Genomic DNA, 16,319 nt, shown 5'->3' on the forward strand with positions numbered 1-16,319 from the left:
ATGCTTGCTTCTTTTTATTTTCTATCGCTACATACTGTATTTGTGTACGAACGGACCGTTAACATATAGTAACCAAAGTAAATGATGATATACACACCTATACTTCCTAATAAAGGAAGACTATATTCAAACATTCCTGTAAAGCCCATCAAACTTAAAAATGCAAAGAATGTATGACAAATCGCAAGAAGTAATGGTACTAAAAATATTGCACCTACTTGCTTTCTTACAGACTCTGTTGCTTCCTTTTTCGTTAGTCCAATTTTCTTTAATATTCCGTACGCTGGTTGCTCTGCCATCGCTTCTGTTATTTGTTTAAAGTATAAAATACAACCTGTTGCAAGAATAAAGACAATCCCTAAAAATACACTAGCAAACAATAACACTGCGCCATCTTGCAATTCAGATTGGCTTGCCTCTTCAAATGATTGGAATTTCGCTTCTTTGGAAAGGATATTCGCTAAATTTTTCGTTACCTCTGCATTACCATTTCCTTCGACGATAAATCCTCTAACTGTAGAAACAGCATGTCCTTGCTGCAACTTATTAAATAATGAATCTTGAACAACAAGTCCAACTGGTGCAAGTTTCGCACTCACAACTGTTTCCTCTCGATGGTCAACGATTGTAATATCATCCTTCATCCCTTCAAAGGATACATTATTTCCTTCAAGTGAATTGTTTTCGATGTTATACGACTTATACGGATCTAATAAAATAACTTCCTTTTCAGAACCGAGAATAACTTGTTTCTTACCTAACATAGAAGCTACTTTATTATAATCTGTCACTTTTATCATTTGCACATTACCATTACCTATTAAGTACCCAGTTAATATTTGTTCTCCATCTATCTTTCCTTGCATAGAGAGCATAGCTACAGATGTTTCATTTTTAATTGCTAGCTCATGTTTTTGAATTTCTTCTCTAACTTTCTTATCTAATTCCTTTCCAGTCGTTACATACTCATAACTAACTGGATTCATTAATGCCGCTGTCTTCTGCGCTCCATAATACATACTAGAACTAATTCCAATGGTACATAATGTTACCGCACTTAATAAAGATAATAGCGCGAGCATCTTTACGTTTCCTTTTATTCTGAAGAACAATGAAGAAATGGATAAAATGTTCGTTCCATTCCAATATTTCGTTTTATCTTCCTTTATTTTATGGAGTGATTTCACTGTATATTGCTCAAATAGTAAAAACGTACCTTTTACAATACAACCAAAAATAAGTAGACCTGTAATAAAAATTGCTCCAAATCCAAAAACTTGTGTAAGTAGCGCAATAATATAACCTGTAATTAATAAAACAATTGCTCGTTTTGCCTTCTTACTTGCATACGTAGGTGCCTCTTCTTTTTGATTTTCACCATATAGTAATTCAACTAAACGATGCTTATAAATTAACTTTTTACTTTTCCATGATGCAATAAAGAAAATTGCACCTATCGTTATAAGAACTTCTACTATAGATAAAAATGAAATCGTAAATGTAAAAGTAAATGCACTTCCCATTAACTTTACGAGAAACCCTGCGCACATATTCGCTATAAATAAACCAGCAAGAATACCTAACACACTTGCCGCAGCACCAACTAATAATGTTTCATAAAAGAGTAACTTCGCAATCTCCTCTTTACGGATACCTAATAAACTGTATAGTGCAATTTCTTTTTTCTTCTTTCGTAAAAAGAAGCTATTGCAATAAAAAATAAATATCGTTAAAAAGATAATCAACAATATTTGTGCAAACGTAAATGTCGTTTCCACCTTATCCGATTCTTTTAAAAGAGCTACTACACTTTCATTTCGTTTAATCGATACGAATGTAAAATAAATAATAATGCTGCCTACTAATGAAATAAAGTATAGAAAATAATCTTTCATATTTCGTTTTATACTACGTTTTGATACTTCTAAAAAATCCATCGTATACCTTCACCCGCCCTCGTATTTCTCTATACATGAAGTGTATACGAAATCGTATTTCTCCCCTATCGATTTTCATTACATCTCTCTTACGATATTGTAATATAACAAAATAAAAAGAACCTAGTTTCCTAGATTCTTTACATCGTATGTTTAAACGTAAACAGCTCTTCCTTTGACTGCACAACAGATTGTTCCTCTTCTACAACATCCTTCTTTAGCTCTCCTCCTAACCTTACTTTCATCATCGCCTCTTCGATACTTTTTACAATCATATTTCCTGAAAAAATAGTAAGTCCAAAAAATGTAATCGGAACGAGAGGGATCCACGGATTCACTGTTAATGATCTAAAATAGACTCCAATTAACCCTGACCATTCATGTGTGTAAGATTCTATTTCTTCTATCGGTCCTAAAAACTTAACCGTTCCGCCAAAGAATATTTCTAGTAACCCTAAGTGCAGTAAAATAGTAAGAGTCTGCGTAAACTGCTGAAAAAATACAAGTATAAACGTCATATAAAGATGCGGGAAAAGATGTTTTATAACAATATGTCTTCTCGATCCACCTAATATGCGCGCGGCATCAACAAATTCCTCCGTTCGCAATTTACGAACTTCCTTCGCAACATACAGTGCAATAACTGGCATTACAAGCATTACAAGTAAGACCACTTGAAACGAAGCCCTTTCAAAAAAGGTTGTTGTTTCCTCCCCACTTCCAAATGTACTTGCAAATTGAAGAAAAAAATACGCAATCATAACTGTCGGAATAACTGTAAAACTATCAAAGAAAGCCTCAATTTTTGAAAATCCTCTTTTTATGTACGTTCCGAGCACGACACCGAAAAATACACCTATTACCATTCTAAGTGCCGCAATTAAAATAGATATACCAACCGTCCATTTCGCGCCCTCAATGACTAAATGTAACAGGTCATACCCTTTCCGATCTGTCCCGAGTAAAAATTGTAATGAAGGTGGAAACGGTGGCACTTGTGGATTTTCATCCGCATCATATTGCAATGTAACTTGTCTAATATGTCCATCATTCCATAACGTATTTCCGATGCTCAAAAGAACTAATAGAAGAAGAAACCCAATACTTATCCAAAATCTTTTATCACGTTTTATATACGTCCACATATTATAATCTCTCCTTCATCGCAGCCGGAATGAGATAATGAAACAATTTAAATAAAATAAAAATCGGAATATAAATAAGCAGTACACTCACGATAAAAACTTCAACTCTAATACCCTCATACGATTTCAAAAACATAAAAATACCACCCGTATTAAAAATCCATTCTATAATATATAAATTAGATAACATAAAAAAGATATTCGTTTTCGCAAAGAATAATGTACTAAGCAACACATTTCGTAAAATATGACGATTTAAAATATGAAAGCGCCCCAGCCCTTTCGCCTTAGCAAATAGTACATAATCTTTTTCTAGTTCATTTTCAAAACGGAGCACTACCATTTTTACAAACATAATCGTAGTTGGGATGCTCAAACATAATATTGGCAACCCTCTAATCGACTCGCCTCCAATTGAAGCAATTTGAAAAGGTAAAAAACCTGTTTGTTTAAAAAACCATACAACTAAAATTTGTGATACTAAAATAAGAAGGATATCTGGAATGGATTCTAGGAAGATAAGAAATGATTTAATTCGATGTTGTATACGCGGTGAACTACTCATAATTACATAAACAATACAAAATGCTACAAATAATGAAATGAAAAAAGCAGCTAAAAATATAATAATTGTTTCTTTATAATGGACAAACAACTGTGGAAATAAAAATTTATCTCCCACATATTTAAAATTGGAGATGTCCATTAAATTCACAAACACTTCTTGTAAACTCTGTATGTACTGTGATGCATGCAGCTCAAATCCATAAAATAGTTTCGGCAATGTCCCTAAACAAATAATACCCAAAATCGAAATAAGAAATTGAACCGTCACTTCCATCCCATTCAAAAATACTTTTTTGACCATTTTCGCCCTTCTCTCTCTATAATTTACTCTTCAATTTTATTCTTAATTTTCTGAATTGTAAATATTTAATACATAAAAAATCGCTAGGTTATGACCCTAACGATTCTTTATGTAACTGTTTTTCTCTTTTCGCAAACGACATATACAAAATAAAACATCCAATAAGCGCTGCGAGTTCTAATGAAATAATATAGTAAGGATGTGGTCCTAACATATCAAGTAATGAAGCTGTTTCTGGCTTATGAGCTAAAAACATATAATTACCACCTGTTTTGTAATTTACAAACGAAACAATCGGAATCAATATGTTTAAAAATATCATTGTGCGTTTAATAGATTGTACTGTCGGACGATATCCTTCCACCCAAGTCATAAAGAGTGGAGCCCAAATGAGCAATATATGCGCGATAAAATATTCAATGAACCGAAAATGCGGAAAAGCATACTGCAAGTTTGGCGTTAAAATGGCTTGTGATGCACCGATAATTCCTGTAAAAAATACAATCTCATATATACGGTAACTTTTCGTTATGATCATAATTGACGCTAACAACAAACTAATCGTACATAACTCAAATGGTAATGAAGTGGCTAGCTCAAAAATCCCTGCTTTCCACTCCCACATATGAAGTCCAATTTCACTCCCTATAAATAGAAATGCAATCGCATATCGAACCGTTATATTCCACTCATTTTGACGTAATACATCTTGGTATTGATATAAAAAAACGATTCCCACCAACAGAATAAATAATATAATGGCATGTTGCCTTGAGTAGGGAATAAACGGTTTTAATGGATGCGCACTAAAATAAGCTTCCATCTTCCTTCCTCCTCTCCTTCATACAATATTATTGTAAGAAAAAAAACACGCGTCAATTCATTTGCTTACACTGGGACAAGCTCTACCTTACATTTACATATTCATACCTTACAAAACTGTAAGGTTATTGTAAGCTAAAACGATTTGTCAGATTCTTTCCCTCTTCTATACTTAATGTAGATACTAAAACGAACGAAAAGGTGATAAATAGATGAAGAAGAAAAATAAAGTGTTAATTACTAGTGTAGTAGCAATCGGAATTGCAGCTGGATCATACTTTGCATTTGCTGGCGGCGGTTCAGAAGTAGCAATAGCATATAGCGGATATAAAGTAACAGAAAAACAAATTGAAAACGCGCAAAAATTTGGCGGTGAAGTCATTCCAAACGGAATTGAAACAATTTCATTTGATCCAACAAAAGGTACGTATGAATTAGCTGTAAAAAAAGGTGATGAAGTAAAAAAAGGGCAGCTTCTATTTAAATACAATGACCCAACTGCGAAACAAGGTGTAACTGAAGCAGAAATGCAAAAGAAAATCGCACAAAAAGAAGTAACATTGTTCCAAAAACAAATTGATGCAGCAAAACAAAAGTTACAAAAAGATAAAAATGCAGGCCTTCCTGCTGAAGCATTAAAAGCATCAGAAATCGAGGTACAACAATTAGAATCACAGCTTGAAATGAAAAAGTTTGAAGTTGAAAAATCTGATGAAATGATTAAAGCTGCAAAAGAGAAAGTAAACACACTTTCTGTAACGAGTCCTGCTGATGGCGTAATTGATGATATCGTAAAAATTGCTGATGAAAAAACAGGTATGAGCGGTATTACACTTCGTCATGCTGGTCCATTTAAAGTAAAAGGTCAACTTTCTGAATATGAGCTTGCTAGTATGAAAGTTGGGCAAGAAGTAACTGTTTCTTCAAAAACTGTCGCTGGTAAGACTTGGACAGGAAAAGTAACAGAAATCGGTTCTACACCATTAAAGAGCATGGACGAAAATAAAACTGTTTCTAACTATCAATTCACTGTCACATTAGATAATAGTGAAGAATTACAAAACGGCTTCCACGTTTACGTAACGAGTAAATCTGGCGAAGCAACTGGTACAATTGTTCCGAAAAGCAGCATCGTGAAAAAAGGTGACAAAAATGTTGTCTTCGTCATAAAAGACGGTAAAGCGAAAGAACAAGCAATTACTGTTGAATTCGAGACTGATAGCGAAGCAAAAGTTTCTGGAGTGAAAAAAGGAGAACAAATTATCTCTAAACCGGAAAAAGACTTAAAAGATGGTATGGAGGTTGTCGCCCAGTGATTAACTTAAAAGGCATCACGAAATCCTTCCAAAATGGTGCAGAATCCGTTCAAATATTACACGGAATTGACGTAACACTGAACCAAGGAGAATTCACTTCTATTATGGGACCATCTGGTTCTGGTAAATCAACTTTAATGAATATTATCGGTTGTTTAGATAAACCAACGACAGGTACGTACGAACTAGCTGGACAAAACATTTCAAACATGTCTGAAACAGAACTTGCACGCGTTCGTAATAAAGAGATCGGATTCGTATTCCAAAACTTTATGTTATTACCGAGACTTACAGCACTTCAAAATGTAGAGCTACCTCTTATTTACGCTGGAGTTGATAAAAAGGAAAGACGTGAGCGCTCATTAGCTGCTTTAACAAAAGTAGGTTTAGCTGATCGTGCTACTCACTTACCGAACGAATTATCAGGTGGACAAAAACAGCGTGTCGCTGTTGCACGTGCAATCGTAAATAATCCAAAGTTCATTTTAGCCGATGAACCGACTGGAGCACTTGATACGAAAACAAGTACACAAATTATGGACCTCTTTTACGAATTAAACAAACAAGGCTCAACAATCATTATGATTACCCATGATCGTGAAATCGGGGAAGCTGCAGCACGTCAAATTGTAATTCGTGACGGAAATATCGTCCAAGATTGGAGAGGTTAATTTTGAACACGAGTGAAAATATACGCATGGCCCTTTCCTCTATCTTTGCCCATAAAATGCGTTCTATTTTAACGATGTTAGGTATTATTATCGGTATTAGTGCCATTATTACTATCATTTCAATGGGTGATGGTACAAACGCAAAGTTTAAAAAAGAGTTAGGCCAAGGAAAAGATAACGAAGTAACGATTTACTACAACAATCCTGACTATGGAACAGATAATGCCAAAATTACAGCTGATATGCTAAACCGACTGCAAACTGTACCAGGCGTTAAAGATGTGTATCCAGATGTAAGTATGAAAGTAAAAGCATCTGCTGGTTCAAAAGATGTAAATCTTGATTTAAAAGGCGGAACAGGCGCCTTTATGACAGATTCGAAAATAAAATTAGTTCACGGTCGTGAATTAAACGACAGTGAGCTAAACCAAGCAATCCCTGCTGTTATATTAAATGAAGAAGCTTTCAACAAATTATTTAGTGGTTGGGAATCAAATCAATACACAGATATAAAAGGAAAGCCGTATAAAATAGTCGGTGTATACGAAACGAAAAACGACTTCGGAATGCCTATGCCTGAAGGTTATACATCACTTGAAAACGCGCCTGTCATTTCAGGAGTAACTGAGTATGACTCTGTAAGATTAACAATGACCTCTCCGGCCGAACGTAAAAGTGTAGAAAAACAAGCCGTTTCTGTTTTAAACGAAATGAAAGCTCCTAAATTTGAGCACAAATTCGAAGCACAAGACTTAGGTGAATTTACGAAGCAATTAGATGAATCAATCGGTATGATGAAGATGGTATTCGGTGGTATTGCCGCTATCTCCTTACTTGTTGGTGGTATCGGTGTAATGAACATTATGCTTGTATCTGTAACAGAGCGTACACGTGAGATTGGTATTCGTAAAGCACTTGGTGCAACGCGTGGTAAAGTATTAACACAATTCTTAATTGAATCTTGTATTTTAACAGGACTCGGTGGTTTCATCGGTTTCATGCTCGGTATCTTCTTCGCTTGGATTGTCTCCATCTTTGCTGGATGGCCACTCGTTGTCTCAAAAGAACTTGGACTTCTTGCAGTAGGTATCTCCATGTTAATCGGTATTATATTTGGTTTACTGCCAGCTAACAAAGCTGCAAAACTGGATCCAATTGAATGTTTACGATATGAATAAACAAAAACGTAGGAGTTTTCACTCCTACGTTTTTTATTTATCTATTAAATCATGTTTCTTCTATTATATATGTTTCACGTTATAAACATCTTTCATTATTTTAATCTACTAAATCTATTATAGAATCCTATTATTGCAAAAATACTATGTGAAAGTCGAAAATCAAGGCGTAATTTTTTCCATACCTCGACTTATTTTGTAACAATTATAGCGATATTTTATTAAATTTCACCTCATTTTTATTTCTCCACAACTAAAATAGTTATTTTTACATAACTACTTTTCTGTTCTGACAGCAAAATACGCCATTTTTGTAATGATTACGAAATAATTAAGTAACACTATAGAAATAATATTAACCTATCAGAAATTGAAATACTACCTTTTTTATGCATCACATGCTCAAACCTCCCCTAAAAACTATAAGAAAGCGCTTTTAGGATATTACTGGAATTATTACAAAATATTAATGACCCGTTACGAAAGCTTTGTAATTTTATGTTTTTCGCAAATAAGAAAATAATGGTTGCTATAATGAGGTCAACGAAAACAAATGCAATGGAGGCTATTATGAAAAAATTTATGGGTATAGCAACAGCAGCGGTTTTTGGTCTTGGGATTTTCACAACATCTGCTAAAGCAGAAACAATTGTAACGACTGATGTACTAAATGTACGAGAAAACCCAACTACTGAATCAAAAGTTGTAGGAAAATTATTAGATGGATATAAAGTTAACGTTTTACATACAGAAAACGGATGGTCAAAAGTGAAATTGAATAGCGGTAAAGAAGCTTTCATTAGTGCTGACTACACAAAAGACACTTACTACGTAACAGCTAACGTATTAAACGTGCGTGCTGGTGCAAACACAGACTCAGAGATTCTTGGTAAATTGAAACAAGATGACGTAATCCAAACAACACACCAAGTTGAAAATGGTTGGATCCAATTTGAATATAACGGAAAAACAGCTTATGTTCACGTTCCTTACTTAACAGGTAAAGCTCCAGTTAAAGTTCAACCAGTAGTTAAAGCTGCAAAAACAACTACAGTTCAAGATACAGCTAAAGCCGTGGCAACAACTAAAGCTCGTGAAGTAGCTGAAACGCAAGCAAAAGCTAAAGCGGAGGAAGCAACTAAAGCTCGCGAAGCAGCTGAAGCTCAAGCAGCGGCTAAAGCTCGTGAAGCAGCTAAGGCTCAAGAGGCAGCTAAAGCTCAGGCAGAAGCTAAAGCTCAAGAAGCAGCTGAAGCTCAAGCAGAAGCTAAGGCTCAAGAAGCAGCTAAAGCTCGTGAAGCAGCTAAAGCTCAAGAAGCAGCTGAAGCTCAAGCAGCGGCTAAAGCTCAAGAGGCAGCTAAAGCTCGTGAAGCAGCTAAAGCTCAAGAAGCAGCTGAAGCTCGTGAAGCAGCTGAAGCTCGTGAAGCAGCTAAAGCTCAAGAAGCAGCTAAAGCTCGTGAAGCGGCTAAAGCTCAAAAACCAGCTACACAACAACCTGTTGCAAAAGAAACTGAAACAAGTGCACCATCATCTTCTCGTGAGTTACGCGTTGTAGCAACAGCTTACACAGCAGATCCACTTGAAAATGGTTATAAAGCAGGCGACCAAGTAAAATCAGCTTTAGGTCACAACTTAACAGCTAATCCAAACATGAAACTAATCGCAGTTGATCCAAGTGTCATTCCATTAGGTTCAAAAGTATGGGTTGAAGGTTACGGAGTAGCAATCGCTGGTGATACTGGTGGAGCTATTAAAGGAAACAAAATCGATGTTTTAATGCCTGATAAAGGTACATCAAGTAACTGGGGACGTAAAACAGTTACAGTTAAAGTATTAAACTAGTTTGTAAAAAAAGAGTCAGTCTCATTGAGGCTGACTCTTTTTTTATGATTCTTACATTCTTTCTTTCTCTTGAAAGTAAGTAATATTATCTCGAAGCCATTTCCTCTCCGACATAAACAAGTTTCCACGTTTTTTGTACACTTTATCAAATGTCTTTAGAACTTCTTCATGATTAGCAAACTTATGTAAGAAACGAAGAGCGATGAGGATTTCTGATTCATCAATAGACTCTACTTGATTTTTACGTCTTCTAGAAACAACTTTCGTTACACGTTCGCAAATTGGCTTAATCGCCATTTCATCTCCATATGCATAAATAGCTCGAATGGCCTCATATTTCACCATGACACTTCTATCAGATAAAGAATCAATATAAACTATTTGTAAGTCTGTTCTTCCAATTTCTGCCAAAGTCTCAATGGCTGCCGAACGAATATAAGCACTATCGCTGTGTAAAAGTTTCGTTAAAGATAAAATTGATCGCTTTGTTCCAATCTCATGTAAAGTAGCACATATATTTACAATATCATCTCGATTCTCTTCCACTGTAAGTAACTTCAATAAGGCATCTTCTGCTTCTAACGATTTACACAACTTTAAAGCAATGACAGCGGAATAACGAACTCCACTATTTTTATGATATATGTAAGGAATAATTTTATGTGCATTGCTCGCTTCAGATAATTTACTTAAATCTATAAGCATACTATCCAACACTACCCTGCTTTCTTCACTTTCTAACCGATTTATCAAATAATCTGCAATATACATCTCTCTAGTATTTATTGCAAGTTGTGTAATTAAAAAATAAAGGCTCGTTTTTATATATACTTTTCGTGCTTCCGTTACTTTCTCTTGGAAACAAGAAAAAAGCGATAAATCATTTAACTCCCTCGCTTCTTCATACGCACATTGCCGAATACCTGCTTCTTCATCATCCATCCGCCTTAATAAATCATCTATATACTCTTCCATCTCCTTCTCTCCCGTCCAAATTAAGTCTATCTCTTTGCATTCTATATACGATAGACTACCATTTCAACAGAAAAAAGAGGATGCCACAGCATCCTCTCCTGCCCTTCCCTATTCCACACAAGTAAACTGCGTCCAAGCTCCTACATAATCTAGTAAGAATAACTCCTCTTCTACAATTGTACCGACAATATTTTTCCGTTCATCTATCGGCATTTCTTTTAGAATAATTTGCAGTTCACCTTTATACTTTCCGAATGAGTTGTTCCCAATTACAACTTGCCCTCTTTCCTGTAATACACTTTCGCGTACTGGGAAGTCATAGTCTTTGTACTTTTTACGCACTTCTGTAGAACGTACCATATATTCTGTTATGTCACCGCGTCTTACGTGTAATTCTTGCAGCGTCGCTTTCTTCTCTACTTCAGTCGCTTCGTCTACAAAGTGTACCTTTAGCTGTAACATGTAACGATTTAAGTTTCCTAGTTTCTCTAACTCTTCTTCACTCGCATAAGCATTTCCGATAATCACATCATCAATAAGCCCTGTCGCCCATAAATGTTTCGCTTGTACTTCAATCGGTAAGTTACGGTGTTGTTCTAACGTACATAATCCGTCGTTAATATCCCATGGACCGATGTTAGCTGCATGTGACGTAATAAATGCTGCCGTACGAATACCGTGTTTTTTAAAACGTTCACTACAGCGAATGAAATAATCATACGGAAGACCAGTGAATTTTTGCGGATAGAAGTTATGACAACCAATTAAAGCTGGTTTATTCGCCTGATGCGAAAGAATATTTTCTAAGTACGCAATATCGTTACTTACGTTTAGCTCAATTTTTAAGCCATACGGGTTATTCGTCATTTTCGCTTCAGTTAATCCGTCAAACCCTAAATCTAATCGAATACCATCTGCACCTAACTCTGCGAAAAATGATAGATCACTATAACTAATACCGAGCTGATCAAAGACAGCTGGAGCTACATCTAAAATAACTTCCATATTGTTATCTTTCGCATGATGAATAATTTCTTTAAATTCAGCTACAATTTCTTCTTTCGGACGATTCACAGACAATAGGCATGTGAATATTCTTGAAAAACCGTGGCGTGCCGCTGCCGAAATGTATGCCATATCTTTTTCTTTCGTTGAATGCTCTGGATAAAGTGAAATTCCTAATTTACGCTCCATGCTTTTGCATCTCCTTCACACGTTGTATTAATGCCATGCTCGTAAATCTATATTTTGCAGATAAACATGTTGCACATAAAATCGTTGGTACAATAATTACGTACGGTGATTGTAAGCTTAGCATTACATAGGCACCCATTGAACTACCGATAAATACAATTGATACTAGTAGTAAAACTAATAAAGATTTACTTTGTACCCATTTTGAATAATGTGCAATACACTGCCCCGCTACAAATGTAATTAAGATGATAATTGCTCCGAGCATTTTTCTTTCTCCTCTCCTGCTAATTGTTGTTTCTCATACATTTTGAAGAACGGATAGTAAATAACGAATGAGATAACAAAGTTAACAAGTACAAGTACACCAGCCATAATTGTCCAGTCCGTACTAATAACCGCTGCAATTGGCGCTAACATCGTAAATGGCAATTTCGCCATCATCATCGGAATCATACCTGAAACAACTGCGAAATATGATACTGTCGTTGTAACTAACGGTGTAATTACGAACGGAATAATTAAGATTGGGTTCATTACAATTGGTGCCCCGAAAATAATTGGTTCATTAATATTGAATAAGCCTGGCACGAATGATAATCTACCTAACTCTTTTAAGAACTTAGATTTAGAGAACATAAACATAATTACTAAAGCTAACGTTGAGCCTGATCCACCAATCCATACGAACCATTGAATAAATTGCTCTGTAAATAAGTTTGGTAATTGATGTGCATTTCCTGTAGCTGTGAATACTTCCATATTTTCAAGAATTGCAGAATCCCACATTGGACGAATGATCGGTCCTAAAATCGCAGGGCCATGTATACCGAATGACCAGAAGAATACGATTAAGAATACTGTTAATAAACCGCCGAATAAATTATTTCCTACTAATACTGATTTTAGTGGTGCGATTAAATATGTGATTGTTGTATTTACATCAAATTTTAAACCGTAGCGAATGCCCCAGAATAAAAGAATAACTGCTAACGTTGGAATTAATGCTGCAAACGAATTTGAAACTGCTGGTGGTACACTATCTGGTAATTTAATTGAGATATTATGCTTAATCATAAAGTGATAAATTTCTACTGCAATTAAAGCTGTAACAATTGCGCCGAATAAAGATGTTGCACTTAATGTTCCTACTGAAATGTATCTACCTGCATCAATAACACCTGGTACGGCTTTCGTAATTTGAATGGGTTCAACTGATGCTAGTAAAAAGGCGAGTACAGATAATAACCCTGCACTTAACTGATTGAGCTGATAAAAGTTCGCGAGCGAAGCCCCTACCCCAAATGCTGCATATAATGCCATTAGTCCTACTGTAAATCGGAATGGAATATCTAAAATATGGCGAAACGGTGCAATCCACTCCATATATGCATCAATTGGTAAGTTTAAAAAGATAACGAAAAATGATCCGACAATCGTTAACGGTAATGTAGAAATAACCCCGTTTCGAATTGCTAATAAATGTCGCTGTCCGGCAATCTTTTGTGTTGTTGGCATAATCTTTTGTTCCATAAAACTCATAAAACCATTCATCAAAACCCCTCCTCTTTCTCTTTTCTATGAAAGAATGAAATAAAGTTATAACATTATAATGTTTGTATTTAAAAAAATATAATTATGCTAAAACTAATTGTTCTGCTTGTTTCAATACTTTCAAACCATCACACATGCCATAATCTCGTTGGTCTATAATCGCAACTGGTATATTGTATGAATTTGCAAGAAACTCTACGGCTGGAAATAAATATTTCACTTGCGGACCAATTAAAACAACATCAGCATTTTTTATTTCCAGTTTCACAAGTTCTGAATCAACTGCTTTAATTTTATAATCCTTCCCTTGTTTCATTGCCTCTTCTTGCATTTTTCTTACAACCATACTCGTTGACATGCCTGCTGCACAACATAATAAAATGTACATCTTATACTGTCACTTTCTCTTCTATTCGTTTATGAAGAGTGATAAATTCTTCCGCAAGTTCTTTCACTGTAATTGCATTCATTAAATGATCTTGTGCATGCACTAACAGTAAACTGATTTCTGCATGATTTCCTCTTGCTTCTTCTTGAATTAAGTCTGTTTGAATACGATGAGCTGCTGAAATTTCTTCCCTAGCAAGTTTCATCTTTTCACTCGCATTCTCAAAATCTCCTTGTCTTGCAAAAGCAATTGCTTCAAGTGACGCGCTTCTCGCGTTGCCACCATGTAAAATTAACGCAAATGGAGTTTGCATATCAGTCATTTTAAATTCCCCCAAGCCATCTTTTTTCTATATTGTTATCTTATTATGAAAACGCATACAATTAAACATAAAAAACTTCCGTTATGTAACGGAAGTTTTTATATACTTCTCTTATAACGATAATAATATCTCTTGAAAATCTTCAACCACTTCAGCCTGAGCTAATTTCTCTATCGTATTTTGATTAGACATAATATCATATAAAAAATCATAAAGCTTTTGTAAATCTTCATTATTATTGCGCTTTACACTAAATAAAATAATAACTTGTACTTTCTTATCTCCCCAGTCAACCGCTTTATCAAGTGTACAAAACATCAAAAATGTTTTCTCACTTAATAACTGCATCGGATGTGGAATCGCAACTAAATTCCCAACCGCTGTAGGGGATGTATTCTCTCTTTCCATAACAGAGTCATAAAAGTTTTCTGGTACATAATTTTTTTCAGCAGCTTTCTCACATAAAAATTGGATAACCTCTTCCTTCGTAGAAGCACTGTAATTTAAAAAGATTAAATCTTCCTTCATATATTGCTGCACACTAGTATTCACATGCGTAAATAACTGCTGACCAATTGACTTAATCTCTTTATCATCAAATATTGAGTTTACTTTTATAACAGGCACAGGTAAACCACTTGGTATATGAATCGTACTAATAATACAATCTATCTTTTCTTTGTAGAGATCTTCTACTTTCAATTGATAATAACCTGTAATCCCTACAATCTCTAATTTATCTCGGAACTGTGATAGAATTTTATATTTCAATAGTTGAGCACTTCCTTGACCAGTCGCACAAACTAATAAACATCTTTTCTTTTGATTCTGTTCCTGTAAACGGCTCATCGCTCCGCCGAAGTGAATCGCAATATAACCAATCTCACTTTCCGGAATCGATTCTCCCGTGTATTCACCAATTATATCTCCAACGAGAACCGCAATTTCAAAAGCATACGGATAATTCTTTTTCACTTCTGCCAAAAGAGGATTTCTCGTATTTAACTTATACTTCAAACGGTTTAATAACGTTTTTAAATGAACACCAAACCCAAATAATAATTCTTCATCATAATAAAAAATAAGATTCCGTTCTTCCGCTACTTTAAAAAGAATATGTTGCATGAATGCATATAGATCTTTTCCTAATAGTTCTTCCACATTTTCATAACGATCTTTCGTTGTAACAGCAGTGCTTAATAAATGCATCGTCACATATAAAACTTCTTCTTCTGGAAATGAAAGATGCAACTCTTTCTCTAAATCCTCTAAAATCTCTTTCGCAATTGTATATTCTTTCTTTATTATAAGTTCAGCTTGCTCTACATGTAGTCCTTTCATATAATGTTGATCTTCACAACGCTTTAATGCAATTGCAATATGAATGACTAAATTATCAATTTCTATATCTGATAAATATATCGCTCCTCCTTCGATATACTTTAGTATAACCGAACGGATAAGCGGTATATGAGGTAACGATAAGTATGTATCACTCTGCTCAAATTGCTCATGAAACGGAGTATGGTCATAACGCGGTAAACCATATTGTGATAAACAAGAACGAATATGAAACTCCTCTCCGACAATACGTATACCATAATACGGTCTCTTTTCAATTTGTAATTGATAGCGACCACATATATCTGTAACATCTTTCATAATTAAATTTACTGTCGATTTACTGACATAAATCTCCTCTGCTAACTGTGAAAGCTTCACATATCCCTCAGTCGTTAAAATACGTTGCAGAATGTAAGCTACCCTTTCTTCATAAGAAGTCGGGATTTTTTCTGTCTGTTTTTGAAATAGACTCACGCAAAACTCTTCAAACTTCTTCGCTTGTATAATTTCTAGTTCGTATCCAGTCCCTCTTTGCGATTCAATTTTCGCTCCATTTTCTTCCAATATATTATTTAATAATTTTATATCTTTTTGAATCGTCTTCGTTGATACATGTAAACGGCTCGCTAAAAAAGCTCGATTTAACATCGATTTCTCTTCTAAAAACTCCTCTAAAATAGAAACTAATCGCTGATGCACCTTTGTCATAGCTCTTCCTCTCGCAATTATATAAAGTGAAACTTTAATCAGTGGGGGTTTTGTTCAT

At 34.9% G+C, this 16,319-nt stretch carries 15 protein-coding genes; 4 read left to right on the forward strand and 11 right to left on the reverse strand.

Translation table 11 applies throughout. The features are described 5' to 3' along the window. Positions 1 to 14 precede the first annotated feature (14 nt). The 4 genes from ACTFSI_RS19825 to ACTFSI_RS19840 all read right to left on the reverse strand — a co-directional run bounded on the left by ACTFSI_RS19825 (position 15) and on the right by ACTFSI_RS19840 (position 4,773). A complete protein-coding gene (locus ACTFSI_RS19825) occupies positions 15 to 1,937 on the reverse strand; it encodes an FtsX-like permease family protein (protein ID WP_044791226.1) in 1,923 nt (640 codons plus the stop codon). Between the two features lie 140 nt (positions 1,938 to 2,077). Beyond that, positions 2,078 to 3,082, reverse strand: coding sequence for an ABC transporter permease (locus ACTFSI_RS19830; RefSeq protein ID WP_000269964.1), 1,005 nt, complete (start codon positions 3,080 to 3,082; stop codon positions 2,078 to 2,080). Position 3,083: 1 nt separating this feature from the next. Beyond that, on the reverse strand, positions 3,084 to 3,950 hold the full coding sequence (locus ACTFSI_RS19835; RefSeq protein WP_000239704.1) for an ABC transporter permease subunit: 867 nt from the start codon (positions 3,948 to 3,950) through the stop codon (positions 3,084 to 3,086). A gap of 88 nt (positions 3,951 to 4,038) precedes the next feature. Continuing rightward, positions 4,039 to 4,773, reverse strand: a complete 735-nt coding sequence (locus tag ACTFSI_RS19840; protein WP_000388675.1) for a YwaF family protein — start codon at positions 4,771 to 4,773, stop codon at positions 4,039 to 4,041. Positions 4,774 to 4,984: 211 nt separating this feature from the next. On the opposite strand from ACTFSI_RS19840, the gene ACTFSI_RS19845 reads away from it, so the two are divergent. The 4 genes from ACTFSI_RS19845 (at position 4,985) to entC (ending at position 9,776) form a co-directional block, all read left to right on the forward strand. Further along, positions 4,985 to 6,088, forward strand: coding sequence for an efflux RND transporter periplasmic adaptor subunit (locus tag ACTFSI_RS19845; RefSeq protein WP_000728813.1), 1,104 nt, complete (start codon positions 4,985 to 4,987; stop codon positions 6,086 to 6,088). Continuing rightward, on the forward strand, positions 6,085 to 6,759 hold the full coding sequence (locus ACTFSI_RS19850) for an ABC transporter ATP-binding protein (protein WP_000609103.1): 675 nt from the start codon (positions 6,085 to 6,087) through the stop codon (positions 6,757 to 6,759). The genes ACTFSI_RS19845 and ACTFSI_RS19850 overlap by 4 nt, the downstream gene beginning before the upstream one ends. A 26-nt stretch (positions 6,760 to 6,785) precedes the next feature. Then, the gene (locus ACTFSI_RS19855) at positions 6,786 to 7,937 is read left to right on the forward strand and encodes an ABC transporter permease (RefSeq protein ID WP_002020451.1); all 1,152 of its coding nucleotides are present in this window, start codon (positions 6,786 to 6,788) and stop codon (positions 7,935 to 7,937) included. Between the two features lie 447 nt (positions 7,938 to 8,384). After that, on the forward strand, positions 8,385 to 9,776 hold the full coding sequence (gene entC, locus ACTFSI_RS19860) for a cell wall-binding protein EntC (protein ID WP_440045601.1): 1,392 nt from the start codon (positions 8,385 to 8,387) through the stop codon (positions 9,774 to 9,776). 51 nt (positions 9,777 to 9,827) lie between these two features. Here entC and ACTFSI_RS19865 read toward each other — a convergent pair whose 3' ends face one another. The 7 genes from ACTFSI_RS19865 to ACTFSI_RS19895 form a co-directional block, all read right to left on the reverse strand. Continuing rightward, the gene (locus ACTFSI_RS19865) at positions 9,828 to 10,751 is read right to left on the reverse strand and encodes a HEAT repeat domain-containing protein (protein WP_000393381.1); all 924 of its coding nucleotides are present in this window, start codon (positions 10,749 to 10,751) and stop codon (positions 9,828 to 9,830) included. A 108-nt stretch (positions 10,752 to 10,859) separates the two neighbouring features. Then, a complete protein-coding gene (locus tag ACTFSI_RS19870; RefSeq protein WP_440045592.1) occupies positions 10,860 to 11,945 on the reverse strand; it encodes a DUF871 domain-containing protein in 1,086 nt (361 codons plus the stop codon). Then, positions 11,935 to 12,213, reverse strand: coding sequence for a hypothetical protein (locus ACTFSI_RS19875; RefSeq protein ID WP_000900037.1), 279 nt, complete (start codon positions 12,211 to 12,213; stop codon positions 11,935 to 11,937). The genes ACTFSI_RS19870 and ACTFSI_RS19875 overlap by 11 nt, the downstream gene beginning before the upstream one ends. Next, the gene (locus ACTFSI_RS19880) at positions 12,189 to 13,499 is read right to left on the reverse strand and encodes a PTS sugar transporter subunit IIC (protein ID WP_001013055.1); all 1,311 of its coding nucleotides are present in this window, start codon (positions 13,497 to 13,499) and stop codon (positions 12,189 to 12,191) included. Before ACTFSI_RS19880 ends, ACTFSI_RS19875 begins: the two co-directional genes overlap by 25 nt. Positions 13,500 to 13,581: 82 nt before the next feature. After that, positions 13,582 to 13,887, reverse strand: a complete 306-nt coding sequence (locus ACTFSI_RS19885) for a PTS sugar transporter subunit IIB (protein ID WP_000275647.1) — start codon at positions 13,885 to 13,887, stop codon at positions 13,582 to 13,584. 1 nt (position 13,888) lies between these two features. After that, positions 13,889 to 14,209 (reverse strand): PTS lactose/cellobiose transporter subunit IIA, encoded by a 321-nt coding sequence (locus ACTFSI_RS19890; protein ID WP_000131335.1) that lies wholly within the window; start codon positions 14,207 to 14,209, stop codon positions 13,889 to 13,891. 111 nt (positions 14,210 to 14,320) lie between these two features. Further along, positions 14,321 to 16,261, reverse strand: a complete 1,941-nt coding sequence (locus ACTFSI_RS19895) for a BglG family transcription antiterminator (protein WP_000169846.1) — start codon at positions 16,259 to 16,261, stop codon at positions 14,321 to 14,323. Positions 16,262 to 16,319: the final 58 nt, after the last annotated feature.

The sequence above is a fragment of the Bacillus cereus group sp. MYBK101-2 genome (assembly GCF_051918845.1).
Classification (GTDB): Bacteria; Bacillota; Bacilli; order Bacillales; family Bacillaceae_G; genus Bacillus_A; species Bacillus_A paranthracis.